General features: G+C 32.9%; 19 protein-coding genes, 3 tRNA genes and 1 pseudogene. 11 read left to right on the forward strand and 12 right to left on the reverse strand.

The window, feature by feature from the left end:
- The first annotated feature begins 39 nt into the window (after positions 1–39).
- Positions 40–1,887, forward strand: coding sequence for a DUF262 domain-containing protein (locus LNP04_RS17055; RefSeq protein WP_229984092.1), 1,848 nt, complete (start codon positions 40–42; stop codon positions 1,885–1,887).
- Positions 1,888–1,890: 3 nt separating this feature from the next.
- Entirely contained in the window at positions 1,891–4,167 is a 2,277-nt protein-coding gene (locus LNP04_RS17060; protein ID WP_229984093.1) for a DUF262 domain-containing protein, read from the forward strand.
- A gap of 1,411 nt (positions 4,168–5,578) precedes the next feature.
- Here LNP04_RS17060 and LNP04_RS17065 read toward each other — a convergent pair.
- Positions 5,579–6,277, reverse strand: a complete 699-nt coding sequence (locus LNP04_RS17065) for a DUF1826 domain-containing protein (protein WP_229984094.1) — start codon at positions 6,275–6,277, stop codon at positions 5,579–5,581.
- A 34-nt stretch (positions 6,278–6,311) separates the two neighbouring features.
- On the reverse strand, positions 6,312–6,734 hold the full coding sequence (locus LNP04_RS17070) for a hypothetical protein (protein ID WP_229984095.1): 423 nt from the start codon (positions 6,732–6,734) through the stop codon (positions 6,312–6,314).
- Positions 6,735–6,896: 162 nt separating this feature from the next.
- On the opposite strand from LNP04_RS17070, the gene LNP04_RS17075 reads away from it, so the two are divergent.
- The gene (locus tag LNP04_RS17075; RefSeq protein WP_229984096.1) at positions 6,897–7,589 is read left to right on the forward strand and encodes a phosphatase PAP2 family protein; all 693 of its coding nucleotides are present in this window, start codon (positions 6,897–6,899) and stop codon (positions 7,587–7,589) included.
- Positions 7,590–7,650: 61 nt separating this feature from the next.
- Here the strand turns inward: LNP04_RS17075 and LNP04_RS17080 are convergent, their stop codons facing one another.
- Positions 7,651–8,706, reverse strand: coding sequence for a 3-oxoacyl-ACP synthase III family protein (locus tag LNP04_RS17080; protein ID WP_229986318.1), 1,056 nt, complete (start codon positions 8,704–8,706; stop codon positions 7,651–7,653).
- A gap of 335 nt (positions 8,707–9,041) precedes the next feature.
- Between LNP04_RS17080 and LNP04_RS17085 the strand changes: the two genes are divergently transcribed.
- Positions 9,042–10,325 carry a deoxyribodipyrimidine photo-lyase gene (locus tag LNP04_RS17085; RefSeq protein ID WP_229984097.1) on the forward strand — a complete coding sequence of 428 codons (1,284 nt, stop codon included), beginning with the start codon at positions 9,042–9,044 and terminating at the stop codon, positions 10,323–10,325.
- 19 nt (positions 10,326–10,344) lie between these two features.
- Here the strand turns inward: LNP04_RS17085 and LNP04_RS17090 are convergent, their stop codons facing one another.
- From LNP04_RS17090 to LNP04_RS17110, 5 genes are all read right to left on the reverse strand, one after another.
- A complete protein-coding gene (locus LNP04_RS17090; protein ID WP_229984098.1) occupies positions 10,345–10,647 on the reverse strand; it encodes a hypothetical protein in 303 nt (100 codons plus the stop codon).
- A gap of 135 nt (positions 10,648–10,782) precedes the next feature.
- The gene (locus LNP04_RS17095; RefSeq protein WP_229984099.1) at positions 10,783–10,986 is read right to left on the reverse strand and encodes a hypothetical protein; all 204 of its coding nucleotides are present in this window, start codon (positions 10,984–10,986) and stop codon (positions 10,783–10,785) included.
- 322 nt (positions 10,987–11,308) lie between these two features.
- Positions 11,309–11,382: transfer RNA gene (locus LNP04_RS17100), tRNA-Arg, on the reverse strand.
- A gap of 31 nt (positions 11,383–11,413) precedes the next feature.
- A tRNA-Pro gene (locus LNP04_RS17105) sits at positions 11,414–11,488 on the reverse strand.
- Positions 11,489–11,503: 15 nt separating this feature from the next.
- A tRNA-Ser gene (locus LNP04_RS17110) sits at positions 11,504–11,590 on the reverse strand.
- A 134-nt stretch (positions 11,591–11,724) separates the two neighbouring features.
- On the opposite strand from LNP04_RS17110, the gene LNP04_RS17115 reads away from it, so the two are divergent.
- The 4 genes and pseudogenes from LNP04_RS17115 to LNP04_RS17130 all read left to right on the forward strand — a co-directional run bounded on the left by LNP04_RS17115 (position 11,725) and on the right by LNP04_RS17130 (position 16,404).
- Positions 11,725–12,750 (forward strand): N-acetylmuramoyl-L-alanine amidase, encoded by a 1,026-nt coding sequence (locus LNP04_RS17115; RefSeq protein WP_229984100.1) that lies wholly within the window; start codon positions 11,725–11,727, stop codon positions 12,748–12,750.
- A 71-nt stretch (positions 12,751–12,821) separates the two neighbouring features.
- Positions 12,822–14,221 (forward strand): annotated as a pseudogene (gene aspA / locus LNP04_RS17120) (aspartate ammonia-lyase).
- 79 nt (positions 14,222–14,300) lie between these two features.
- Positions 14,301–15,155, forward strand: a complete 855-nt coding sequence (locus LNP04_RS17125; RefSeq protein ID WP_229984101.1) for a glycosyltransferase family 2 protein — start codon at positions 14,301–14,303, stop codon at positions 15,153–15,155.
- 202 nt (positions 15,156–15,357) lie between these two features.
- Positions 15,358–16,404, forward strand: coding sequence for a hypothetical protein (locus LNP04_RS17130; protein ID WP_229984102.1), 1,047 nt, complete (start codon positions 15,358–15,360; stop codon positions 16,402–16,404).
- Here LNP04_RS17130 and LNP04_RS17135 read toward each other — a convergent pair.
- The 3 genes from LNP04_RS17135 to LNP04_RS17145 all read right to left on the reverse strand — a co-directional run bounded on the left by LNP04_RS17135 (position 16,397) and on the right by LNP04_RS17145 (position 19,469).
- Positions 16,397–17,872: a lipopolysaccharide biosynthesis protein gene (locus LNP04_RS17135; RefSeq protein ID WP_229984103.1), complete on the reverse strand. Its 1,476-nt coding sequence runs from the start codon at positions 17,870–17,872 to the stop codon at positions 16,397–16,399. The genes LNP04_RS17130 and LNP04_RS17135 overlap by 8 nt on opposite strands.
- Before the next feature lie 9 nt (positions 17,873–17,881).
- On the reverse strand, positions 17,882–18,676 hold the full coding sequence (locus tag LNP04_RS17140) for an FkbM family methyltransferase (RefSeq protein ID WP_229984104.1): 795 nt from the start codon (positions 18,674–18,676) through the stop codon (positions 17,882–17,884).
- A gap of 115 nt (positions 18,677–18,791) precedes the next feature.
- A complete protein-coding gene (locus LNP04_RS17145; protein ID WP_229984105.1) occupies positions 18,792–19,469 on the reverse strand; it encodes a DUF2461 domain-containing protein in 678 nt (225 codons plus the stop codon).
- A 277-nt stretch (positions 19,470–19,746) separates the two neighbouring features.
- Here LNP04_RS17145 and LNP04_RS17150 point away from each other — a divergent pair, with 277 nt between their 5' ends.
- The 3 genes from LNP04_RS17150 (at position 19,747) to LNP04_RS17160 (ending at position 23,520) form a co-directional block, all read left to right on the forward strand.
- Positions 19,747–21,471, forward strand: coding sequence for a DEAD/DEAH box helicase (locus LNP04_RS17150; protein WP_229984106.1), 1,725 nt, complete (start codon positions 19,747–19,749; stop codon positions 21,469–21,471).
- Positions 21,472–21,716: 245 nt separating this feature from the next.
- Positions 21,717–22,355, forward strand: coding sequence for a DUF47 domain-containing protein (locus LNP04_RS17155; RefSeq protein WP_047442483.1), 639 nt, complete (start codon positions 21,717–21,719; stop codon positions 22,353–22,355).
- A gap of 22 nt (positions 22,356–22,377) precedes the next feature.
- Positions 22,378–23,520: an inorganic phosphate transporter gene (locus LNP04_RS17160; protein WP_229984107.1), complete on the forward strand. Its 1,143-nt coding sequence runs from the start codon at positions 22,378–22,380 to the stop codon at positions 23,518–23,520.
- Positions 23,521–23,658: 138 nt separating this feature from the next.
- Here the strand turns inward: LNP04_RS17160 and LNP04_RS17165 are convergent, their stop codons facing one another.
- On the reverse strand, positions 23,659–23,886 hold the full coding sequence (locus tag LNP04_RS17165; RefSeq protein ID WP_229984108.1) for a helix-turn-helix domain-containing protein: 228 nt from the start codon (positions 23,884–23,886) through the stop codon (positions 23,659–23,661).
- Positions 23,887–24,096: the final 210 nt, after the last annotated feature.

Genomic DNA, 24,096 nt, shown 5'->3' on the forward strand with positions numbered 1-24,096 from the left:
GATAGGTGCTACAACGAGTAAACTGATAACAATTTAAAAATGAGTAAAACCACACCGCTAATAGATTTTTTTAATCAGACTTTTCATATTCCCCACTATCAAAGGGGCTATAGATGGGAGGAGCAAGAAGTTAATGAACTGCTTGATGATCTCTGGAATTTTGAAAAGACTTCAAATAAAGGAGAATTCTATTGTCTCCAACCAATAGTTTTAAAAAAGAATGATATCAGTGGATATGATGTACTAGATGGACAACAACGGCTCACAACCCTATATCTTTTGTTAGTTTATTTAGAGGATAAGATAAAAGAGGATAATTATCATCAATCACTATTTACATTGAATTATGAAACTCGTAAAAATTGTGAACAATTTTTGAGCAGCAAAAAATTTGTTGCAAATATTGATGAAAGCAATATTGATTTTTATCACATCTGTAAAGCTTACCAAGCAATTGATATGTGGTTTAAAGATGAAAAACATCGAGGAGCAAAAGGTAAGCTTGTTCCAATTTTAATGGATGATGTAAGCAAGAGCAACCGAAATATTCGCTTTATACGTTACGAAGTCCCACATGAAACCAATCCGATTGAAGTATTCATTCGGTTAAATATCGGCAAAATCCCTTTGACGGATGCTGAACTTATAAAGGCCTTGCTACTTCAAAGTGACAAGTATGATTCAGACGAGATCAAATTCACGAAAATGCGTTTATTTGAAATTGCTACTGAGTGGGATAATATTGAATATACATTACAAAATGAAGAATTTTGGTATTTTTTGAGCAACAGTAATAATCGTAAACCCACGCATATTGAATTCATTTTTGATCTTATTGCAGATAAGATTCAACAAGAAAAAAAATATTTTGCTACCAGACCACTGAAACACGCAACCTTCCTTATTTTATCGGAATACTTGCAAGATATGTTAGAGAATGAAGAAATTCATAGGATTAAAGCTGTTGAAATTATTTGGAATCAGGTAAATAGCTATTTTGAATATTTTAAAGAGTGGTATAGAAGCAGAACTCTTTTTCATTACATCGGGTTTTTGATAGCCAGCAGGAATTACAATATAATAGATAACCTCATTAATGAATCATCTAAGCTTGGTAAAAGTAAATTTATTGAATATTTGGAAAGTGAAATTGGAAAAATACTTTTGATTGATAAAATACGTAAAGATTCTGATGGAAATAAATATAAGGTTAAATTGGAAGATTTAAATTACGAAAACGAGGATCAGCAGAGTCACGACCGGCAAGAAATTCAAAAAATTCTACTTTTTCATAATGTCTATGCGTCATTGCTGAGCGATAAAGAAAAAGCGCGTTTTCCTTTTAATCTTTATAAAACAACAAAGAAGAAGGAAAAATGGAGTTTAGAGCATATACATGCACAGAATTCAGAACAAATTACTAACAGAGCTAACCAACAAACTTGGCTTAGTGATCATATTAAGTCTTTGCAGAGGATGACTAATTATGATTTTAGCACGCTATTGGACAGAATGAATGAGTTGCTTAGTGCCGATGATATAGACAGAGAGGATTTTGAATCTATTGTAACGGATGTTTATAATGAAGTAAACAAAATTTCCGGTGCAAGTGAGCAAAGCAGACATTCTATTAATAATCTTTGTTTGGTGGATGCTGTGACAAACAGCAAGTTAAATAATTCTGTATTTGACGTAAAGCGAGAGATCATCAAAGAAATAGAAGTGAAAGGACATTATATTCCTTTTTGTACAAGAAATGCTTTTCTCAAAGCTTATACATCTTATCCGGTTAACAATGCTTACTGGACTGTTGAAGACAGAAAGGATTATTTTGGAAGCATTCGCCAAGTATATGATAAATTTATTAATGCTATTATTGAAAATTAACCTATGTCATACACCCTAAAATATTTATTGGAAACCTACAAAGTTATGATTCCTCAAATCCAGCGGGATTACGCTCAAGGGCGTGAAAGCGAGGTTGAACTTCGTAAAGGTTTTGTAAATAAAATAAAACAAACGCTTTTAGAAGATGAAAATAAATTGAATCTAGATTTTATTTATGGATATACTGAAAAAGTTGGAGCTACCGAGGAAGTATTTGTTCCATTGGATGGCCAACAGAGACTAACTACACTATGGCTTACACATTGGTTGTTTGCTCCAAGAATTGATGATGAATTGGATCAAGAGGTTAAGAAGTATTTATCAAAGTTTACTTATGAAACCAGAGTATCTTCGAAACGTTTTTGTTATGCTCTTATAAACAAGTCTCTAAAGATTGGTGACAATTGTACTTTAAGCCAAAGTATAACTGATGCGCCATGGTTTATGGCTTCTTGGAGTGACGATCCGACAGTTAAAGCAATGCTCAATATGTTAGATACTTTGCAGGAGGAATTCAGTACCACAACCTTTGCATGGGAGAATCTTACTGAGAACGATAAAATAACATTTGATTTCATTGATATAAAGTCTAACGAATTCAAACTAACGGATGAACTATATATTAAGATGAATTCACGGGGAAAGCCCTTGACTCCTTTCGAAAATTTCAAAGCTCAGTTTGCTGGACTATTGGCGTCCAAACAGACTGATTACGAAAACCTTACAAGAGAGTATGGAAACACATCGGTAAGCTATCAGCAATACTTTGCTTTTAAGATAGATTCTATCTGGATGGATTTGTTTTGGAATTATAGAAGTAAGACAGTCAACAAAATCGACACCTCAATTTATAGATTTATCAATTTTGTGGCAGAGTTTCTTTTTTTTAGAGAAAATCCCGATGCGTTGAGTGCAGATGCAAAGAATGATTTTGAATTTTTAAATAATGTTTTCAGTAAAAAAGAAAATATTGATTTCCTCTTCGATTCTCTAGATTTTCTTTCCTCTTTAAATGATGTTGAATCATTTTTTGATGAGCTTTTTAAAGATTTATCAACATTTGATGAAGCCACCAATGATTATTTTTTAAGATCAATCACAAATATTGGTTTTGATGTCAAGGACAAAACTATTTTCTATGCAGTATTGAAAATATGTCATAAAATGAAAATTCAGTCGGTTAACAATCAGTTGAAAGACTTTATACGTATAGTCCGAAATCTGTTGCTTACCGTAAGACAGACAAATCAATCCAAACGTATTGAGTACACTACGAATCTACGTTTACCGAATGTTTCAGAATACTGCAAATTTATAGATGCTTTTGTAGAAGAACTTAGCTCCACAAATAATCAATCTGTCTATACTATTCTTTCTGAAAAAGAATTTAGTGGATTTACTAGAGAGAATATTGCAAACGAAAAAGTAAAAGCAACCTTCATTGTAAAAAATTCAGATCTAAAAGCACATATCCACACATTGGAAGAACATCTTGAGCTACAAGGTAATCTTTCCAATTTTAAATTAAACTCTCCTGATATTGTCGAAAAAATGGATGCCTTCTTAAAAATTTGGAATGGTAATATTCCAGATTCATTAATAATTCGTTCCTTTCTATCAATTGGTGACTATTCTGTGATGACACACGATTACTCCTCATTAGGAGAGATCTGGTTTTTTGGAAGTAATGGTTTCTGGAATAGAATCTTGACAACAGGAGATAAAGAGGAAAGAATTCAAGTCTCAAGTGTATTAGATAAATTTCTAACTGAATTTTATAATTCAAAAGGAAATGACACTACAGAAAAATTGCAAAGTTTGATTGATGCTTTTATAGAGGAAGAGAAAGACTGGCATTATTATTTTGTGAAGTACCAAGGAATTACGGATAATCCATATCGAGATCTAAATGTTTTTACATGGAAGGATGATGGTTTTGATATAAATAATCTAGGTAATTCGGGTAAACAACCATTACATTCTTATCATTTGAATCCTTATTTGACAGCATTAAAGTTGATGTTTAGAGGGAATGAAAAAGTAACTCTTTATTGGGGAAGGTTTACTGGTTTGAGTTATATACGAGTTGATAAAAAGATTAGAATAAAATGTAGCAGTTCAGGCTGGACAATCAATCCGATAGATGACTTCATTATAGATATTGAAATTATTGAGAAATATGATCTCAGCGAAAAAAATAACACATATTTTCTAATAGAAAATGATGAAAAAGATAGAATAGAAATTGCAGTTGATTTTGTAAAAGATATATTGGCATAATTTAATTTCAGTATTTAATCACCCATTTTTAGTTCAAATCAGCTAGGTGTTTTCAGATTTAATTAAGCACCTTTTGTTGTTTTAATCTGATGAATATATTCAGTAATTTTATTTTTGTCTTAATAAAGTGCAAGATGTCAAAATTACATCATTATGTCAAGGGGAGTGGGGCAAATAAATCGAATTGATTATCTGTTAATTGCATCTTGTGTGTTAAAAAAATGAATTGAATATTTGGATATAATTAAAAATGAGCTATATTTTCACCAGTAAAAACGACGATCTCTAGATTGTTTAAAAAAGCGACCTATTCGGTGACCTTCTAAACAAGAGAACAATATAAAGCTTATGGATAGGCTTTTTTGAAAAAATAGCAAGTCCCGTACGCATTGCATCTACAATATCAAAGCAGCAAAAAACACTTTAAAAAAATAAGTTTTTAAAGTGTTTTTGTTTTATGCCTAGTAATAGTAAAATGATATGTCTGAAAAAATGCCTTTGAAAAGCCAGTTCAAAAAAGTATATATACTGCTAGAGTATTTTAATTGAGATTATCTCGAATCTAGTTCTTTGTTCTTATTTGTAAAAAATACTTAATCAAAAAATAAAGTTATGTAACACAATAAGGTTATTTATCGGTAAATAATCACACAAATAATACTATTATGTTATTTATTCTTAAAAAACTGATTAGTATATTACTTTAAAGAAGACTGCAAATGCATCTGAATTTAGGCAGGTTTTGTAGAGAGATTGCTTCATCCTGTACAAACTCTAGGTACATTTTAAACTGCTTATTCTCATTTTAAAAAATGATTTAAGTTGTCGGTGTATTAGAAGAAGTGTTGATGTTTTAAAACCGAAGGAACAAAATTTTAATTCTATTGATGATATACTAAAATCATAGGAAAAACCGATTTAAAACCAAGGAATAATAAAATGAAGATAGAAAGCACAGAAATAAATATATAAGTGAATTTGTTCTTTAATTTAACTTCTTTCATTTTTGATAATTCATAATAGATTAAGAAATTTTAGTACAAAATTTCGGCTATTCTTCTTAGAATTCTAATCTCAACTTCGTCCTAAAAGTGGATAGAATTTGAGGTGTACAGGCGAAATCTATCAATTATCACCAATGCAGTCGGGAATTGTTAATTGTTTAATTTACAGTATTTTATAGGGTTAGAGGTGTACTAAAGTAGTACAAATGTATTTTTAAATTTATGTGTAAAAAATATAAGACATTGATTTGTAAGTATTTAATGCGACGAGATTCGTGCGGAAAAGTAGAAAAAAAAGATGTTGCAGCATCTTAATCTTGTACCACTTTTGTACACCTCGATCTATGTAAACCACCATTAATAAACACTTCTATAGATACTGTATCGGAAAGTAGAATACAAAAAACCTAACAGATCAAAAGCAACCGATATTCACCATCATTTTCTACAGGTGCCCGATGAATACATGGTAAAACTTGCTGCTCAGGATGATCAACTGACAATCTCCACAGATGACCCAATCCTAAATTTGTTGGCTGAGCATCAGGTGTGGGTTGATAATGCAAATCAAAATAGTTATCTTTCAAAAAGGCTTCAAAATCCGCATCCGAGCCATTGTGTAATTCTTTAAGCTTTTCCCGAATTTCAGGAATCAGGATTTTTTGTTTAGCCTGATCATTGGGTAAAATATCACTTGAAGCTCCATAATAAGTACATAAAAATGTGCTGGTACCAATAGGAGAACGATCTACATGAAAAGAATAGACGTCTGTAGAAATGAAATCAAACTCATCATCACGCTCATAGTTTTTCAATAAATTGAGTGAAGGCAATGCTCCAAAATCAGTTAGTGACTGTAAATCATTTAAAATGATTTCTCTTGCTATAGAACCATTCTCTGTCAATTGTAATGCTAAAAGATCTTCACGGTAAACTTCTGTAATATTGTCTTTTAGTTGAAGCTTAGAAACGATTTCTTTAAAATCACCTACTAAATTTCTTTCCAAACAAATCGCATTCACATTTCCCTGAAAATTGGTATTTACAAGCTCAGAAAAAGTAGAAACTACTTCGATTTGATTATTGTCACAAAATGTATTGTTCATATAGAAATGTAGAACTGTAAAAAAATTTAGAATCTTAAAATTTGATAGATATCATATTTCTGAATTTAAAATAATAATATCCCCAAACCAGCCAGTTAACCCAAGGAATAATAATTAAAAGCTCTTCACCTGAAAATTCGGAAAGACTTACGATGATAAGAATCAGGTACAAAAAATGAATGCCGAAGAATGCAAGAAATGATAAATATTTATTTTCTCTGACTGATTTAAACAGATTTAAAAAAGCAAGTAAATTTGCAAAAATCACGAGAATTTGAATTCCTATCGCAATGCCATATTGCAATCCTCCAAAACAATTCATTTTAGGTGTGCCGTCTTCATAATGATTTGGAGTTTTCATATCAATGAAGATCAAAAATCCGATCATGAAAATAGTTCCGGCTAAAAAACTAGCAAGAATACCTGAACCTATAATTTTAGCAATTGGGTTTTTCATTTTAAGATTTTAAATATACTTTAATTTTCTCTTTTTAATAATCTAAAAAACACTAAATCTTATCATTAAATTGATATTGAGTCTCAAGATATATTAGTTTCTAAAGATTTGCATCAAATTTGCAATTCAAAATTCTCATTTCAATTCAAATTCAGCAAAAGTATGGAAAGTAAAAATGATAGCACTCAAAGCAGTTTCTTGAGATTTTTCAATGATAAAAAGAAGAAGCTCTTTTTGTGTTTTACTCTATTTTTTATCATTGTATTTCTCCTTTTAAGCTTTTATGTTGTAGATTCTTCTCCAAAATCTTGGGATCTTTTGGTTTCTCAGGAACTTCAGGAAGATCAGAGTGAGATTTTAGATATTTTGATGAAAGGCTTTAGCTGGCTCGGAACGGTTTACGTAGCAGCAGCAATAGTGCCAGCGTTTGCGTTGATATTCTTACTGTTTAGTTATAAAAAAGAAGCACTTTTTACATTTTCTTGTTTAATGTCTGGTGGCGTAAGTTATGTTTTAAAAATATTGATAGATCGTCCGAGACCAACTACAGATTTTGTGAGAATTGTAGAAGAAACGCATCATCAGAGCTTCCCCAGCGGCCATGTTTTGTTTTATACAGCCTTTTTTGGAACTCTTATTGTCATTGCTTTGTTCTCTAATATTTTGAAATTATCCTTAAAAATCATTATCAGCTTGGTTTGTCTGGCAATGATTGTTTTAGGAGCGGTTTCTAGGATATATTTGGGAGCACATTGGTTTACAGATGTGATTGGTGGATTTATTGTGGGAGTTCTGTTCGTGATGGTTACCGGAAGTATTTATCTTAGAAGTAAGAAGAGGAGTGTTTTTGCATAAAAAAAATTCATTACCAAAAGTTTTGATAATGAATGATTTATTTTAATTAAAAGGAGTTGAATTAAACTCTGTAAGTAAATGCATTAATGTTCATCCCTGCACCAACAGATGCAAAAAGAATGATGTCGCCTTCACTGAAAGAATGCTCATCCATCTCACCTTTCATAATCAGATCATACAATGTAGGAATTGTTGCCACACTGCTGTTCCCAAATTTGTGAATAGACATCGGCATAATATCTGAAGGCACTGCCAAATCATACAGACTGTAGAACCTTTCGATAATTGCTTCGTCCATTTTTTCGTTTGCCTGATGAATAAGGATCTTTTTTAAATCTTTTATGTCAATTCCTGCCTTTTCAAGACAAGATTTCATGGCCAAAGGAACCTTCGTTAAAGCAAATTCATAGATCTTTCTGCCTTTCATTTTTATATATCGGATGTCAGACTCGTCATCTTGCTTATATGAAGTTCCGAAAAACAAAAAATTGGCTTCGTCATAAGAATAAGTAGCACTTTCGTGAGATAATATTCCGTTATTTTCATCTGTAGCTTCTACAATAACGGCACCTGCACCGTCAGCGTAAATCATAGAATCACGATCGTAAGGATCGGTTACTCTAGATAAAGTTTCTGCACCAATTACCAGACAACGTTTTGCAATACCTGCTTTTACAAACGAGCTTGCGTGAATCATCGCTTCGTTCCAACCCGGACAGCCAAACAATAAGTCATAAGCAACACAGCTTGGGTTTTTTATGCGTAATTTATTTTTCACACGGGTTGCAATACTCGGAACCGTATCAGATTGAATTTTTCCTTTCTCAATGTCTCCGTAATTGTGTGCTACAATGATATAATCAATCGTTTCTCTGTCAATACCAGCATCTTCTATTGCTTTTTCGGCTGCGAAATAAGCCAGATCTGATGTTACATGTTGAGAGTCGGCATACCTGCGCTCTTCAATCCCGGTAATATCTTTAAATTTTCCAATAATAGACTCAGGAAATTTGATGGCTAAACCATCTTCATTCAAAAACACGTGATCAGTAAAATCGGCATTTCTCATCACGTTTTCAGGAGTATAGCTGCCGGAACCTTTAATTCTTATATTCATCATAAATATCTTTGTAGTAATATACCGCTGTACATATTTATTTTACGGATTATTAATCAAAATTAGGATAAATCCATGTCTTATTCCTAATTTAAGAGGATTATTATAAAAATATTTTAAATTCTTCACATAGTAAAATTTAAATGTGTTGATTTTCAGCCATTTAATTTTACTAAAATATACTGTCCTCAATGCAAGTCGCTTGGATTATAGATTGTATATCTTAAGTTAAATTCATGGTTTAAGATTTGTATTTTTGCATTCAGAATTGAAAGTTCAGCAAACTGAATCCAGCGAATTCTTAATAATTGTAAATTAAATTATTGTAATGTAAAATGAGTAAAATTAATGTTTTTTGGTTCCGAAGAGATTTAAGACTTGAAGATAATGTCGCATTATTTTATTCCTTAAAATCTGATTTGAAAGTTTTGCCGATATTTATCTTTGATAGAGAAATTCTCGATCAATTAAGCGATAAATCAGACAGAAGGGTAGATTATATTCATCAGGCATTGACGGGAATTAATGATGAATTAAAAGATTATAAAACCACTCTAAAAACTTTTTACGGGAATCCTTTAGAAGTTTTCAAACAACTTGCTGAAGATTTTGAGATTGATACAGTTTTCTGCAACAGAGATTATGAACCTCAGGCTATCAAAAGAGATGATGAAGTAGCCGATTTTTTAAATAAAAATAATATTCAGTTTTCTGATTTTAAAGATCAGGTTATTTTTGAAAAAGATGATGTTCTTAAAAGTGACAATACACCTTACACGGTTTTCACCCCTTATTCAAAAAAATGGAAAGAAAGTTTCAACGCTACTAAAATTGAGAAATTTGATGGAGATTTTAAAAACTTTCTTCCAATAAGTCATGAAAATATCATCAGTTTAAAAGAAATAGGATTTGAAAAAACTGATTTTGAATTTAAAAAGCCTGCTTTAGAGAAAAAAATCATTGATTCTTATGACAAAAACAGAGATTTTCCTGCTTTAGATCATACGACTCGCTTGGGAATTGCGCTTCGCTTCGGTACAATTTCCGTGAGAAAATGTGTAGAGTTTGCGGTGAAACACAACGAAATATGGCTTAATGAATTGATCTGGAGAGAATTTTTTATGCAGATATTGTTTCACTTTCCGTATGTGGTAAAAGGTTGCTTCAAGAAAAAATATGAAAATATTGAATGGCGAAATGATGAAAAAGAATTTAAATTGTGGTGCGAAGGAAAAACCGGTTATCCAATTGTCGATGCAGGAATGAGACAGCTCAACGAAACAGGGTTTATGCACAACAGAGTAAGAATGATTACTGCAAGTTTTCTTACCAAGCATTTGCTGGTCGACTGGCGTTGGGGTGAGGCCTATTTTGCAGAAAAACTTTTAGATTATGAGTTGTCTTCCAATAACGGGAATTGGCAGTGGGCAGCAGGTTGCGGTTGTGATGCAGCTCCATATTTTAGAGTATTCAGTCCTGATGCACAAACGCAAAAGTTTGATAAAAATTCAAAATATATAAATCAATGGCTTCCGAGAAATTATGACATTCTGCCAATGGTAGAGCATAAATCTGCAAGAGAAAGAGCTTTAGCAACCTATAAAAAAGGATTAGAATAAAATATAACTTCTGAAATTATTAGATAACTTTGGTTACAACGCCATGCCCAATTACATTTTCTCCTTCAAAAAAATCAAAATCTAATCCCTCATAAATCTTCCCCGTAACATAATCGCTTTTTAATAGAGCGATTTCTGCAGTGACTGTATCTCCCGGAAACACTAGATCATCTCCGGCAAATGTTTGCACTCCAATATATAATTCTAAATCAAAAGGAAATTTGATGGACGATCTGTAACCTGAGGAAACCGGCGTTGTTTTTACGCCGTCTTTTGCGGGTAAATACGTGAGCAATGCGTTGAAATTTGGTTTGATTTTCATTCGAGATAAAACAGTTTGTAAATTGGAGACGAATTTATAAAAAATTATATACAATCACCTCTCAGTAACAGATATTTCTTCCCCGAACTTACGTTAACTTCTTCCTCGATGGCTTGATTTATTCTTTTTGTATGATTAAATTATATTTTCGTTTTTTAGAATAACAGCGAGATGAAACAATGTTTTCGCCTTGTACTGTTTCCTGATAGTATTCAGTCTTTTTTCAATAGAGCTTGTACTCATTGCCGTTTCTGGTTTTGATTTCAATAGCTCAGCCATCTCAGCGATTTTCACACCCTTAGATAAATGCTTAAGTATAAGTAAATCTTGTTTTTCCATGTTACAAAATTATAAATTTAATTTACAATTTAGGTGAATGAAGTTTAAATTTTTAATTAAAAATTGATTTTTTTTGAAAATTTATTAGAAATTATGCCTTTCGATGCTTATTTTTTTAAAATAAATTTTGATTACAATAAGTGAATTAAAAGATTGTTTTTTAGAATAATGATTTACTTTTGAAAGCTTTTTGTGCTAAGAAAGTTTTGGATATTTGGATATAAATAGATGTTTTATCCCGAAGATTTCAGATAAGTTTTTAATGAAAGGATTTGTATGGAAACTAAAAAAGAGAAACCAAATATTGATTTCTCTTTTTTAGTGAGCGCGTCAGGATTCGAACCTGAGACCGTCTGCTTAGAAGGCAGATGCTCTATCCAGCTGAGCTACGCACCCATTTGTAATTTTGAGAAAATTACTAAAACAGTCGGGGCGGCAGGATTCGAACCTGCGACCTCCTGGTCCCAAACCAGGCGCGATGACCGGACTACGCTACGCCCCGAATTGGTCTTTGCTGCGGAGAGTAAGGGATTCGAACCCTTGGTACCGTTACCAGTACGCATGTTTAGCAAACATGTCCTTTCGGCCTCTCAGGCAACTCTCCTAAATAACGTTTTTGAATGACTTCTATTCCGTTATTGCGAGTGCAAATATAGAATAGATTTCTTTATTTACCAAATAATTTTCAGAAAAAAATTGTGTATTTTTGAAGGAATAATCGGTTAAAAATCTAAACTAATGCGTAAAACATTATATATCATCGGCTTAAGTACTCTTGTTTTTTCTTGTACTTCGCAAAAAAATGTAAAGAAAAGTACTTACAAGCCGAGAACGGCCGTGACACAACCAAAAACGGCGGTCAACTCTCAAAATTTAGAAAAAAATAAACCCGAAGTTGCAACCGAACATGGTGTTGAATTTTTCAGAACAAATATTGCAGATATTACTAAAAATGATAACACTACAAGTTACGGTTCTATCGTCTCTGCAAAACCTGCGGGATATAAAGTTGTAAAAACTCATTTTCCTGCAATTGCGCAGAATTTCAGACAAAAATATCTGATTTTACATTACACGGTTTTACCTGATGATAAATCGATTGAGGTTCTTACAAAGCAATCTGTAAGCGCACATTATTTAGTGAATAATTTAGGAGACAATGAAATTTATCAATTAGTTGATGAGAACAAACGTTCTTATCACGCTGGGGTAAGCGCTTGGCGTACCGATAAAAACCTTAATGATACTTCAATTGGGATAGAAATCGTGAACTTGGGTTATAAAGCGGATGCAACTGGAGCGAAAATTTTTGAACCATTCAGTGATGATCAGATTAAAAAAGTTGCTGCATTGGCAAAAGATATTGTGACGAGATATAATATTCCGGCAACCAATGTTTTGGCGCATTCAGATATTGCTCCTACAAGAAAGCAAGATCCGGGGCCGCTTTTTCCTTGGAAAAAACTGTACGATGAATATCAGATCGGGATGTGGTATGATGAAATGGCAAAACAAAACCTATTATTGGTAGCTCAAACAGATATTGAAACAAAGTATAATGAGCCGTCATTTGTTTTTTTAGTTCAGACTGCTTTACAAAAATTTGGTTATGATCTGTTGCCAAACGGAAAATGGGATGATGTTACAAAAAAAACCATAGAAGCTTTACAATATCACTTCAGACCACAAAATTATAGCGGTGTTTTAGACGCCGAAACATGGGCTATTTTACAGTCTTTGAATCAAAAATATCCAACAAAATAAATTAAAAAAGCGCATCTTCAACGGTGTGTTTTTTATCATTTAAATTAATTTAAACTGTTAAAAATATTTTAATGGAAAATTTCAGACAAGAAAGTGATTTGTTAGGTGAACTGAATGTCCCGGTTAACGCCTATTACGGAGTTCAGACGCAGAGAGCGATTGATAATTTCAAAATATCGGGTCAGCTTCTTTCTTCTTATCATGAATTTATAAAAGGTTTGGCTTTCGTCAAAAAAGCGGCAGCTAAAACCAATTACGAGTTAGGTTTACTCGATCAGGATTTATATTTTAAAATTGCTGAAACCTGTGACGAATTGATTGGTGGATTATTCCATACTGAGTTTCCTGTTGACATGATTCAGGGAGGTGCAGGAACTTCTATCAATATGAATGCGAATGAAGTGATTTCCAACAGAGTTTTAGAAAAATTAGGAAAAAATAAAGGTGAATACGAATTTTGTTCTCCAAACGACCATATCAACCTTTCACAATCAACCAATGATGCTTATCCCACCGCAATCAAAATGGGATTGTTGCAGATGAATGAAACTTTAGTTGAAAAACTGAAGAAAATTGTTGAAGCTTTCCGTGCAAAAGGCGTGGAATTTCAAGATGTGATTAAAATGGGTCGCACGCAACTTCAGGATGCCGTTCCCATGACAATGGGGCAGGAGTTTGAAGCGTTTGCAGCCACTTTGGAAGAAGATATTTCTAAATTAAATAACAACGCTAATTTATTTGTTGAGGTCAACATGGGCGCAACCGCAATTGGGACAGGAATCAATGCTCCGATAGGGTATGCAACGCTTTGTGCTAAAAATTTAGCAGAGATTACAGGTTATCCCGTGGTTTCAGCACCAGATTTGGTTGAAGCAACTCCTGATACTGGTTCTTACGTCATTTATTCTTCGGCGATGAAACGTTTGGCTTTAAAACTTTCAAAAATCTGTAATGATTTAAGATTATTGTCTTCAGGACCAAGAGCTGGTTTATCTGAAATCAATCTGCCACCAATGCAGCCTGGATCATCCATCATGCCAGGAAAAGTAAACCCAGTCATCCCAGAAGTGGTCAATCAGGTTTGTTTTAAAGTAATTGGAAATGATTTAACGGTAACTTTTGCCGCAGAAGCAGGACAGTTGCAGTTAAACGTAATGGAACCTGTTCTTTCGCACGCCATCATGGAAAATATTCATTTTCTTTGTAAGCACTCGATACGCTTCGTGAAAAATGTGTGGTGGGAATTACTGCAAACAAGGAAGTTTGTCTCAATATGGTCAAACACAGCATCGGAATTGTGACTGCGCTTAATCCATATATTGGCTACAAACAGTCTACACAGATTGCAAAAGAAGCTCTTGCAACAGGACAAAGTGTATACAATTTGGTATTGGAAAAACATTTACTTTCTCAAGAACAGTTAGACGAAATTCTTGATCCAAGAAATATGTTGAAACCGCACAATAAATAATGGGTAATAAATAATTGGTAATGAGTAATTTTTAATTATTTCTTAATCAATTTAATAACTCAATAATTCAAAAATAGATTTGAAATTTTTAATCATCATTCCCGCACACAACGAACAGGAAAATCTTCCGTTCACCTTAGATTCTTTACAGCAGCAAAGTTTTAAAGATTTTAAAGTGGTTATCGTGAACGATGGTTCTACGGATAAAACTTCTGAAGTAATCAGAAAATACACAGCTGCAGATTCTCGTTTTGCGACCATTGATTTGGCGAAGTCTGCTCATCAGCCGGGTTCAAAAGTGGTGAATGCTTTTAAAAATGGTTTGAAAACTCATAATATCGATGATTTTGATATCATCTGTAAGTTTGATGCCGATATTATTTTAAATGATAACTATCTCTTTGAAGTGGAGAACGCATTTGTCAATCATTCAAAATACGGTTTAGTTGGCGGTTTATTGTATGTTGAAAAAAATGGAGATTGGGTGTATGAAGGCAACTCGAATAAACACCATGTTCGCGGTCCAATGAAAGCTTACCGAAAAGAATGTTTTGAAGAAATCGGAGGTTTAAGGGAAACTTTAGGTTGGGATAATATCGATTCTATTTTGCTTAAAAATTTAGGCTGGGAAGAAATTGTTTTGCCTGAATTACAAGTGAGATTAATCAAGGCAAAAGGAGCAGATTATACGATAAAACCTGCAGATTATTACGGAAGATATTTTTATTTTTTAGGTTTAAACCGATTTCTAACGTATGTTGCGGCTGCAAAAGAAGCCGTAAAAATAAAGTCGCCGTCATTTCTGTTCCAAATTATCAATGCTTACGAAAAATGCAAATCTCAAAATCTGGAGTTGAAAATTTCGAAAGATGAACAGAAAATAATTAATGACCAGCGCTGGAAAGAATTGAAAAGGAAATGGCTGAAAATCTAATGTTTTATTATTTTAATATTCAAAAGATATAAGGTTTGTCATTCCGCAGGAATCTAAACTTAAAATTTAAACAATTGATGTTCAAATTTATATTTAAAAGTATATTAATTTAAAGTTCTTCTTTTTGAGAGACTTTTAAGACAAAAGTTATGTTTAGATTCCTCCGGAATGACAAAGATGATTGATAAAGTATTTATACTTAATGAAAAAAATAGCCTACATAGAAATCGACACCCACGCAGAAATTGCGCAGGATTTCATGGATCTGATGTATGATTCTAAAGGATTTTCTGTGGATTATTATTTCTCAGAGAAGATTAAAAATCAAATCAAAGAAAGTGACGAATCCGTTCATGTTTCAGATTCTTCAATGATTTTGGATCAGTTGTCGACGAAAAAATATGATTTGGTTATTATCGGAACGGTTCACCGTTATTTCAATACTTTTTTAGCGATAAATCAGAAATACAATACTTCGGTTATTGTTCATAATCTGAATTTCTCAAAGATTTCAAAGGCTAATTTACTTAAAAACGTTTTCAAAAATGATTTGATTTATCGTCTAAAATTATGGTGGAAAGAAGGTCTTTTTTACGCAAATAAAACTTACGGAAAAGCTCATCATCATTTGGTTCTCGATCAGGAGTTGTCTTCTGATAAGCTTAAATTCCTGCCTCTTTTTTATACCAAATCATTTGAAAAAATAAAAAGTGAAATTCTAACAATCGTTATTCCGGGTGGAGTTTCTCAGAAAAGAAGAGATTATCAGCGTGTTTTTGAAACGATTCAAAATTCTGAGATTAAAGAAAATATAACTTTTGTTTTTTTGGGAAAAGCTCAAGGTGAAGAGTTGAAAAAATTACAAAACTTGTCAAAGATTATTCCTGAAAATATTAAAATAAAATATTTTCCAGAAAGGGTTTCTGCCGAACTCTTTGATCAATGGATGAATAAAGCAGATGTTCTCTGGTGTCCGATTCAGGAGGAAACGGAATTTTTCAGCAATAAAGAGATTTACGGAAAGACAAAGATGACCGGGAATTTAGGAGATGCCATCAAATATGGGAAGTTCGCTGTTTTTCCTGCTAACTATTCTTCAAAACTTGAGTTTATCATTCCTGAAGAAGAAAATGTGATTGAGCAATTTCAAAAACTAAAAAATTCAACATTTGATTTTCAGAAAGATTTCAGCCGTGAAAAAATTCAGAAAGATGTAGAAGAAGTTCTGAATCACTTGGTTTCTATTTGAATTTCAAGACACTTTTAATGAATTTCATATTCAGATAATCCTCGATGGGGAAGATTTTGGTGAAATGATTTCCAATAAAAATCAGAATTAAAACGACCGCAGGTTTATAAACAAGATTGATGAAATTATTGTCAAAAACAGGCAATACAATCGCTACCGTAATCGCCAGAGTACAGATAATCGATACGAAAATCATCTCAATCGAAAAAGGCGAGACTTTAAACATGAAATAATTGAATACGACTTTAATCACATTATAAATGGTTACTGAAATTGCAGTAGATAGGGCAATACCAATTAACGAAAGGTCGGTATGATTGATGAAATACCAGTTTAAACTTATCGTTAAACCCGCCAATAAAAGCATGACGATAATATTGAATTTGTAATATTTTGAAAGCGAGATAATATTTCCGTTAAAACCAGTTGCTAAATCCATTAAAACGGCAGATCCCCAAATCCAAATTACGGGTTCGTACATTCTTAGTAATTCTCCTTTTTTAGGCATAAAATGCGTCAGATAAGGAAATCCAACCATAATGCAGCCAAACAAAATAGCTCCCAAAAAGTAGATGGTTAAGGAAGTTTTTTTGTGAAATCTATCGAGCTCTTCCATATCTCCATCGGCCAAATTTTTTCTGATAATAGGCGCAGAAATATTAAACAATCCTAATTGCGGAATGGATATTAAAGAAATAAGAGCCAGTAAAATACTGTAAACAGCAATCTCTTCATCTCCGATAAATTCGCCAATCATATAATTATTGATTGCCATGTGATTTCCGAAAGTTCCTAAAAATCCAAAAAAACTGTATGTGGCAAATTCCTTGTAGAAATTGTCTTTTCTAAAGTAATCTCTGCTGAAATCGAGTTGTACTTTTTCAAGTTTATTAGTGTAATAAATGTACCCAGAAAGCATTAAAGCAAACATTCCGAAGAAAAATGCCAAGGCAATCTGCTCTGAAAACTGAAAGTAAAAGAACAGGCAGAACGATCCCAAATTCGCTAATTTTGGTAAAAGATTATCAAAAATATTGGAAACAACAATTCTCTTATAATTGGAAATATATCGGTTAAATACCGCGCATAACGAAAGCGTCAAAACAAGTGGGAGAATGTATTTCTTACTTTCCCAGATTTTCATTTTTGTAAATTCAGGATAGAAAAAAGGAATCAGAAAAAAGATAAAAAGGAATAGTAAAAAGTTAATACACACCAATGCTAGAGAAAGAGACAGCATATTTTGATTTTTACCATCTTCCTGGGCTTTCCCAAAAAACTTCACATTAGAATAGGAAATTCCTAAAACAACAAATGGAACCAACATTTCTGCAGCAGACATAATGAATCTTAATGTTCCGTAAAAAAAGAGATCATTCGTAAAAATAAAAATGGAGAACATCCCGATCAGTGTCGCAATGTATCCAATCACAGAATACTTAAATCCCTGCCTTGCAACTACACTCATAAATTTTTTTTAATAGTTTTTTGGAATAAAAATTATATTGTTGATGTAGTCGGTCTTATTTTTTTCGTCGGCAGTATTTTTAATAAGGATTTCTTCGGTCAGTCTTTCGATTTGGAAATTTTTTCTGTTTAAATAATTGGCATCAAAACCCCAGCTTTCTACTTCTGAAATTTCATTCCAGATGGGTTGGTCGTGATGTCTTTGTTCCATCTCAACCATCAGAGTGGGTTTGAATTTTTTGATGATATTTTTTCCGCCGTGCAGTGTTTTCATTTCGTTTCCTTCGACATCAATTTTGATGAAATCGATTTTGTTGAAATTCTCAATCGCTGCCCAGTCGTCTAGTTTGATTACTTTTACCTGTTCAGTATAGCTTTTCTCTTCACCTTTTTCTTTGTAAGAAGTATTGAGAGTACCTCTTGAAGCGACCATCTTTCCGTTAATGATGGGAACTTTAAATTCAGCGGTCGTGTTTTCATCAGAAAGTGCCAAAGGCAAAACATGCATCGCCGGAAATAATCTTTTTAGTCTCGAATTCAATTTTTTATTAGGCTCAAAAGCGTAAATATTGGAATGCGAAAGTGTTTTTTCTAATTGATAGAGAAACGTTCCCACGTTGGCGCCAATATCTAAAATGACTGCACTTTTAGGCAGAAATTCCTTAATCCAGATCAATTCGGGTTCTACATTACGCTTCGAAAAATTTTCTTTAGTTAATTGATGTAAACTTTTAAAATATCTCTGTTTATAAAAACCTGGACTGATGTACTGTAGTTTTTCTGCGAGTTGCTGATATAAAGACATTGCTTTCTTTTTTATGACGACCGACAAAGATAGTGAAAAATGTTAAAACGATGTTAAAATATTGTAAATGTAAAGCTTTGTTTATGAGTTGTTTATGTTGTTTGAAAGCTGTGGATTACTCAGGAGCATTTGAAAAAGGCGCATTTAAAAAATCATTAAAAGGTTTTGCAGAATTCATAATGTCAGTTAGTTTTTGTACCGCATTTTTATCCATCGCATCTTTATTGGTGAGGTTGTAAACTCCGATAAAACTTTTAAGTCTCAGGTATTCGGCCATCGGGTCTTCTTTTTCAAAACCTTGAGGTATCTTTTTCAACTCATGCTCACGATCTAATTCACCATAATATTTTTTGAAATCTTTGTGATCAATTGCTTTTAAAAATTCATCTTTAAAGATTGATATTTCTTTTCTGATTTCTTTTAAAACAGGAGCTTCAGGCAAGTAAATTCCGCTGGCGATAAATGATTTTCCCGGTTGAATGTGAAGGTAGTGACCAGACTTTTCATTGCTTTTTCCCATTCCTAATGATGCTCCGAAATAATTTTTGTAAGGTGTTTTATCTTTAGAAAAACGAATGTCTCTGTAAATTCTGAGCAATGATTTTTTAGCATTGAGTTTCGCTACTTTTTCATCAGATTTTCCGACTTCCTGAATGAGTTTTTCTACAAAAAATTCAAATTCCTCTTGAGCTTGGGTAAAAAGGTTTTTATTGTCGTTAAACCACTCTCGATTGTTGTTTTCTTCGAGCTGTTTTAGATAATCAAATATTTTTTTTGAAAGTGTAGGCGTCATTTTTTTATTATTTTAATCAAAATTAAAGAAATCTAATCAGACTCGCAGTTTTATCTTTTATTTAAATAATTCATAAGTATGAATGAAAAATTCAAATAAATCGATAAAATAAAAGGAATTTGAGGGTTTTTTAAATTTAAAATAAAATTTTTGTCCTTTTTTTGCATAAATTCAAAAATACTTAGAGTTTTCTAAATTAAAATTATCAATTCGTTAATATTATATAAAGCATTATCCAATAATTAGTTGTATCTTTGCAAAAATTTTATATTAATTAATGAATTTATTTACGGAGACCAATTTAAGTCCTGATATCCTTAAGGCCATTGGCGAACTGGGTTACGAAAGCCCGACAGAAATCCAAAAACAGACTATCCCTTTTATTCAATCAGATATTCGCGATCTAATCGCACTTGCGCAGACAGGGACAGGCAAAACAGCAGCGTTTTCGCTTCCGATTTTGGACATGATTGACGATACGAGTCGCAAAATCCAATTTTTGGTGCTTTGCCCGACACGAGAACTATGTCTACAGATTTCAAAAGACATTAACAACTATTCGAAGTACATGAAAAACATCAAAACTACAGCAGTTTATGGTGGAAGCAGTATTACGGATCAAATGCGTTCTTTGAGAGATAAACCACAAATTATTGTGGGTACTCCGGGAAGGGTGATCGACTTGATCAACAGAAAAGCTCTTGATTTCTCCGAAATCCACTGGTTGGTTTTGGATGAAGCAGATGAGATGCTATCTATGGGTTTCAAAGACGAATTGGAAACAATTTTGAAAGAAACTCCTGAAACAAAACAAACTTTCTTGTTCTCGGCAACGATGAGCAAAGAGGTTGAAAGAATTTCTAAAAGTTACCTTACAACTCCTCACCGTATTTCTGTGGGTTCTATTAACGAAGTTAAGAAGAACATCAAGCATGAATATTATGTTGTGGGTTACCGTAACAAAAAAGAAGCTCTGAAAAGATTAATTGATGCAAACCCGAATCAGTATTCTATTATTTTCTGTAGAACAAGAATGGAAACTCAGGAAGTTGCAGACTTTTTAATGCAAAACGGATATGCGGCTGATGCTCTTCATGGTGATCTTTCTCAAGCGCAGAGAGATACGGTAATGAAGAAATTCAGACTGAAAAACATTGATATCTTGGTTGCAACAGATGTTGCTGCAAGAGGATTAGATGTTGATTCATTGACGCACGTTGTGCATTTCTCTTTACCGGATGATCCTGAAGTTTTTGTACACAGAAGCGGAAGAACAGGTAGAGCAGGAAAAGACGGTATTTCTATGTCCTTGATCAAACCTGAAGAAAGCAGAAAGCTGAAGCAGATAAAATCTACGACGAAAATTGACATCGTTGAGAAGAAAATTCCTACAGGTGACGAGGTTATTTCGGCTCAGGTAAAAGGAGTTTTTGAAAAACTAATGACAGAGCACGAAAATATCTTTGAATTTGATCAAAGTCTTGTTCCTGATTTAAGTAATTTCACTAAAGAAGAATTGGTTGTTCAGTTGCTACAGTTCCAGTTGAAAGACTTTGCTTTGTACTATAAAGACAAGCAGGATCTTGTGGATCAGAAGTTTAACAACAGAGATGATGACAGAGGTGGAAGAGACAGAGACAGCAGAGGCGGTAGAGACCGTGACAGAGGAAGAGATCGTGATAGAGGAGATCGTAACGAGCGTAGCGACAGAGGTGAAAGAAGAGGAGATCGTGGTGGTAAGCCAAGACAGAGAGACGAAAATATGACTAGATTTTTCTTCAACCTTGGTAAAAAAGACCAGTTGAAAAAACTAGATGTATTGGAAATCATCAATAAAGCTACATCAAGCAAAGGAAATAAAAGAGCTGAGATTGGAAACATCGAAATTCTTGAAAAATTCTCTTTCTTTGAAGTTGAAAAATCTTATAGCAATGAGCTTTTAGGAAATATTCAATCCATGAAATTTAAAGGAAAAGATATGAGAGCTGAAGAAGCGAACTAATCTTACACTTAAAATATAATTTGAGCCGGCAATTTTGTCGGCTTTTTTTGTTTTTTTAAATTAAAAATGTTGTAAAATTTAAGTTTAAATGATTGATTATGAGTGTGATGTGGGAGTTGTTTTATTGTTAGCCTTTGATGTGAACAAATATTAACCCAATATTAACAAAAATTAATGCTGGATGCTTTTTGTTAAGGTGCTTTTTTAGGAAATTTGCACACGAATAAATTAAATACAATTTACAAATGGCAATTGGTAATATTTTCCACGCATTTCAGCCAAAAGACAAAATCTTCTTTGTGCTTTTCGAAAAAGTAACAGAAAATTTAGTTGCAATGTCTAATGATTTCAACCACGGAGTAAAAGATTTTGATCTGAACGATGATGGAATGTTGAAATTGATGAGTGACTATGAGCACAAAAATGATGAGCTTACTCACGAGATCTTTATTGAATTGGGGAAAAACTTCATCACACCTTTCGACCGTGAAGATATTCACACTTTGGCCACAGGTCTTGATGATATTGCAGATTATATCTACGCTTCTACAAAATATATTTTCTTGTACAAGTCTCCGATGATGAAGGCTTATGCAGACTTCTCATTGTTGATTCACAAGGCTTGTCTTGAAATTCAAAATGCCATGAAGAACCTGAAAGGTTTCAAAAATATGGAGCAGGTAAAAGAAGCTTGTATCAAAGTAAATTCTATCGAGAATATTGCTGATGATCTTCTTTCAAACTCTATGGTAGAGCTTTTCGAAACGAATGATGCCATCAATATCATTAAAATATCATCAGTTCTTAACTATCTTGAGATCGTCACAGATAAAGCAGAAGATGTTGCCAATACGATTGAGAACATCATGATTAAATACGCTTAAAAAAAACAATACATAACAAAAAATGGATTTTCCTATTTTACTTACGGTTATTATTGCTTTGGCTTTAATCTTCGATTATATTAATGGTTTTCATGACGCTGCCAACTCTATTGCGACAATTGTTTCAACTAAAGTTTTAACTCCGTTTCAGGCGGTACTTTGGGCAGCAGTTTGGAATTTTGCGGCTTTCTTTATCGCAGCTTACATCATTGGTGAGTTTAAAATCGGTAACACGATTGCAAAAACCGTCAATGAGAACTTTATTACATTGGAAGTTATCTTTTCAGGATTGATCGCTGCTATTGCTTGGAATCTTTTGACCTGGTGGTTCGGGATTCCTTCATCATCATCTCACACCCTGATTGGTGGTTTCCTAGGAGCAGCATTGATGCACGCTTTTTTGATGGATTACCGTGAAGTTGTAGCTGCCACTCCAGATTTAGGAATATTTGATACTTTAAAACAGACCATTACTAAAGTAGCAAGTCAGGATGTTGTGAAATTCAGCAAAGTAATTCCTATTTTCCTGTTTATTTTCCTTGCTCCGGTTATCGGGATGGTCATTTCAATTATCATTACTCTGATTATTGTACATCTTTATAAAAAATCAAATCCGCATAAAGCTGATAAATCTTTCAAGAGATTACAGTTGGTTTCTTCAGCTTTGTTCAGTTTAGGACACGGTCTGAATGATGCTCAGAAAGTAATGGGAATTATAGGGGCAGCATTGATTTACTATCACGTAAATATGCTTCAGGATCCTGTTTATTTAAATATAGAATCTGCTGAACGTTTTAATTATTTTGCAGATCATTATATGTGGGTTCCTTTAGTTTCCTTTGTTGCCATTGCTTTAGGTACAATGAGTGGAGGTTGGAAGATCATCAAAACAATGGGGACAAAAATTACAAAAGTAACTCCGTTAGAAGGTGTAAGTGCTGAAACTGCTGGTGCAATCACGCTTTTCATTACCGATCACTTTGGTATTCCGGTTTCTACGACACATACGATTACCGGTTCGATCATCGGAGTGGGATTAACTAAAAGAGTTTCTGCTGTACGTTGGGGAATTACAGTAAGCTTACTTTGGGCTTGGGTTTTAACCATTCCAATCTCAGCGATTGTTGCTGCAATTACTTATCTTGCGGTAACGTATTTGACTTAATTAAAAGAATTTATCATATCACAAAACTTTGTCTCAACAGGCAAAGTTTTGTGATATGATAAATTAGTTATTGTAATTTTCCATCAATTTTACGCAGAACTCAAATTTAATTTTAGGTTCCTGTTAAGTTTTACAAGTTCAAATCCCTATCTGATCAACAGGCTCTTCATTCGAGAAATATTGTAGATCTATTTTAAAGTATTTTGAAATATTTTGTATGAAATAAAAGTCTATTCTTTTAATCAATCCGTTCTCAATTTTACTAAGATAACTTTGTGAAACTTCTAAGTTGTATGCTAAATCTTCTTGTGAAATACCATTTTCCTCCCTTAGTTTTTTGACTTTTAATCCAATTTTTTTGCTCATGATTTGTGTTTGGTGATACAAATGTAAAAAAAATTGATAAAATATTATTCAAAATTACGATTGTCCGCAATCTCTTATAATTAAAAATGGTTTGTATTTTTTTGTTAAGTTAACGCCTTTGTGTAACTTAAAAACGGGCAATATTTAAAAATTCCTTGTCTAACCTTGAGTTAATTAAGAACTATGATAAATAGCGGATATGCATATTCA

The sequence above is a fragment of the Chryseobacterium sp. C-71 genome, from assembly GCF_020911865.1.
Lineage (GTDB): Bacteria > Bacteroidota > Bacteroidia > Flavobacteriales > Weeksellaceae > Chryseobacterium.

Bases quoted from the DNA above. Each gene is read 5' to 3' on its own strand.
- LNP04_RS17055 (WP_229984092.1), top strand. From the start codon at position 40: ATGAGTAAAACCACACCGCTAATAGATTTTTTTAATCAGACTTTTCAT.
- LNP04_RS17090 (WP_229984098.1), bottom strand. From the start codon at position 10,647: ATGAAAATCAAACCAAATTTCAACGCATTGCTCACGTATTTACCCGCA.
- LNP04_RS17080 (WP_229986318.1), bottom strand. From the start codon at position 8,706: ATGAATATAAGAATTAAAGGTTCCGGCAGCTATACTCCTGAAAACGTG.
- LNP04_RS17075 (WP_229984096.1), top strand. From the start codon at position 6,897: ATGGAAAGTAAAAATGATAGCACTCAAAGCAGTTTCTTGAGATTTTTC.
- LNP04_RS17115 (WP_229984100.1), top strand. From the start codon at position 11,725: ATGCGTAAAACATTATATATCATCGGCTTAAGTACTCTTGTTTTTTCT.
- LNP04_RS17065 (WP_229984094.1), bottom strand. From the start codon at position 6,277: ATGAACAATACATTTTGTGACAATAATCAAATCGAAGTAGTTTCTACT.
- LNP04_RS17150 (WP_229984106.1), top strand. From the start codon at position 19,747: ATGAATTTATTTACGGAGACCAATTTAAGTCCTGATATCCTTAAGGCC.
- LNP04_RS17130 (WP_229984102.1), top strand. From the start codon at position 15,358: ATGAAAAAAATAGCCTACATAGAAATCGACACCCACGCAGAAATTGCG.
- LNP04_RS17165 (WP_229984108.1), bottom strand. From the start codon at position 23,886: ATGAGCAAAAAAATTGGATTAAAAGTCAAAAAACTAAGGGAGGAAAAT.
- LNP04_RS17155 (WP_047442483.1), top strand. From the start codon at position 21,717: ATGGCAATTGGTAATATTTTCCACGCATTTCAGCCAAAAGACAAAATC.
- LNP04_RS17145 (WP_229984105.1), bottom strand. From the start codon at position 19,469: ATGACGCCTACACTTTCAAAAAAAATATTTGATTATCTAAAACAGCTC.
- LNP04_RS17085 (WP_229984097.1), top strand. From the start codon at position 9,042: ATGAGTAAAATTAATGTTTTTTGGTTCCGAAGAGATTTAAGACTTGAA.
- LNP04_RS17140 (WP_229984104.1), bottom strand. From the start codon at position 18,676: ATGTCTTTATATCAGCAACTCGCAGAAAAACTACAGTACATCAGTCCA.
- LNP04_RS17060 (WP_229984093.1), top strand. From the start codon at position 1,891: ATGTCATACACCCTAAAATATTTATTGGAAACCTACAAAGTTATGATT.
- LNP04_RS17070 (WP_229984095.1), bottom strand. From the start codon at position 6,734: ATGAAAAACCCAATTGCTAAAATTATAGGTTCAGGTATTCTTGCTAGT.
- LNP04_RS17160 (WP_229984107.1), top strand. From the start codon at position 22,378: ATGGATTTTCCTATTTTACTTACGGTTATTATTGCTTTGGCTTTAATC.
- LNP04_RS17095 (WP_229984099.1), bottom strand. From the start codon at position 10,986: ATGGAAAAACAAGATTTACTTATACTTAAGCATTTATCTAAGGGTGTG.
- LNP04_RS17135 (WP_229984103.1), bottom strand. From the start codon at position 17,872: ATGAGTGTAGTTGCAAGGCAGGGATTTAAGTATTCTGTGATTGGATAC.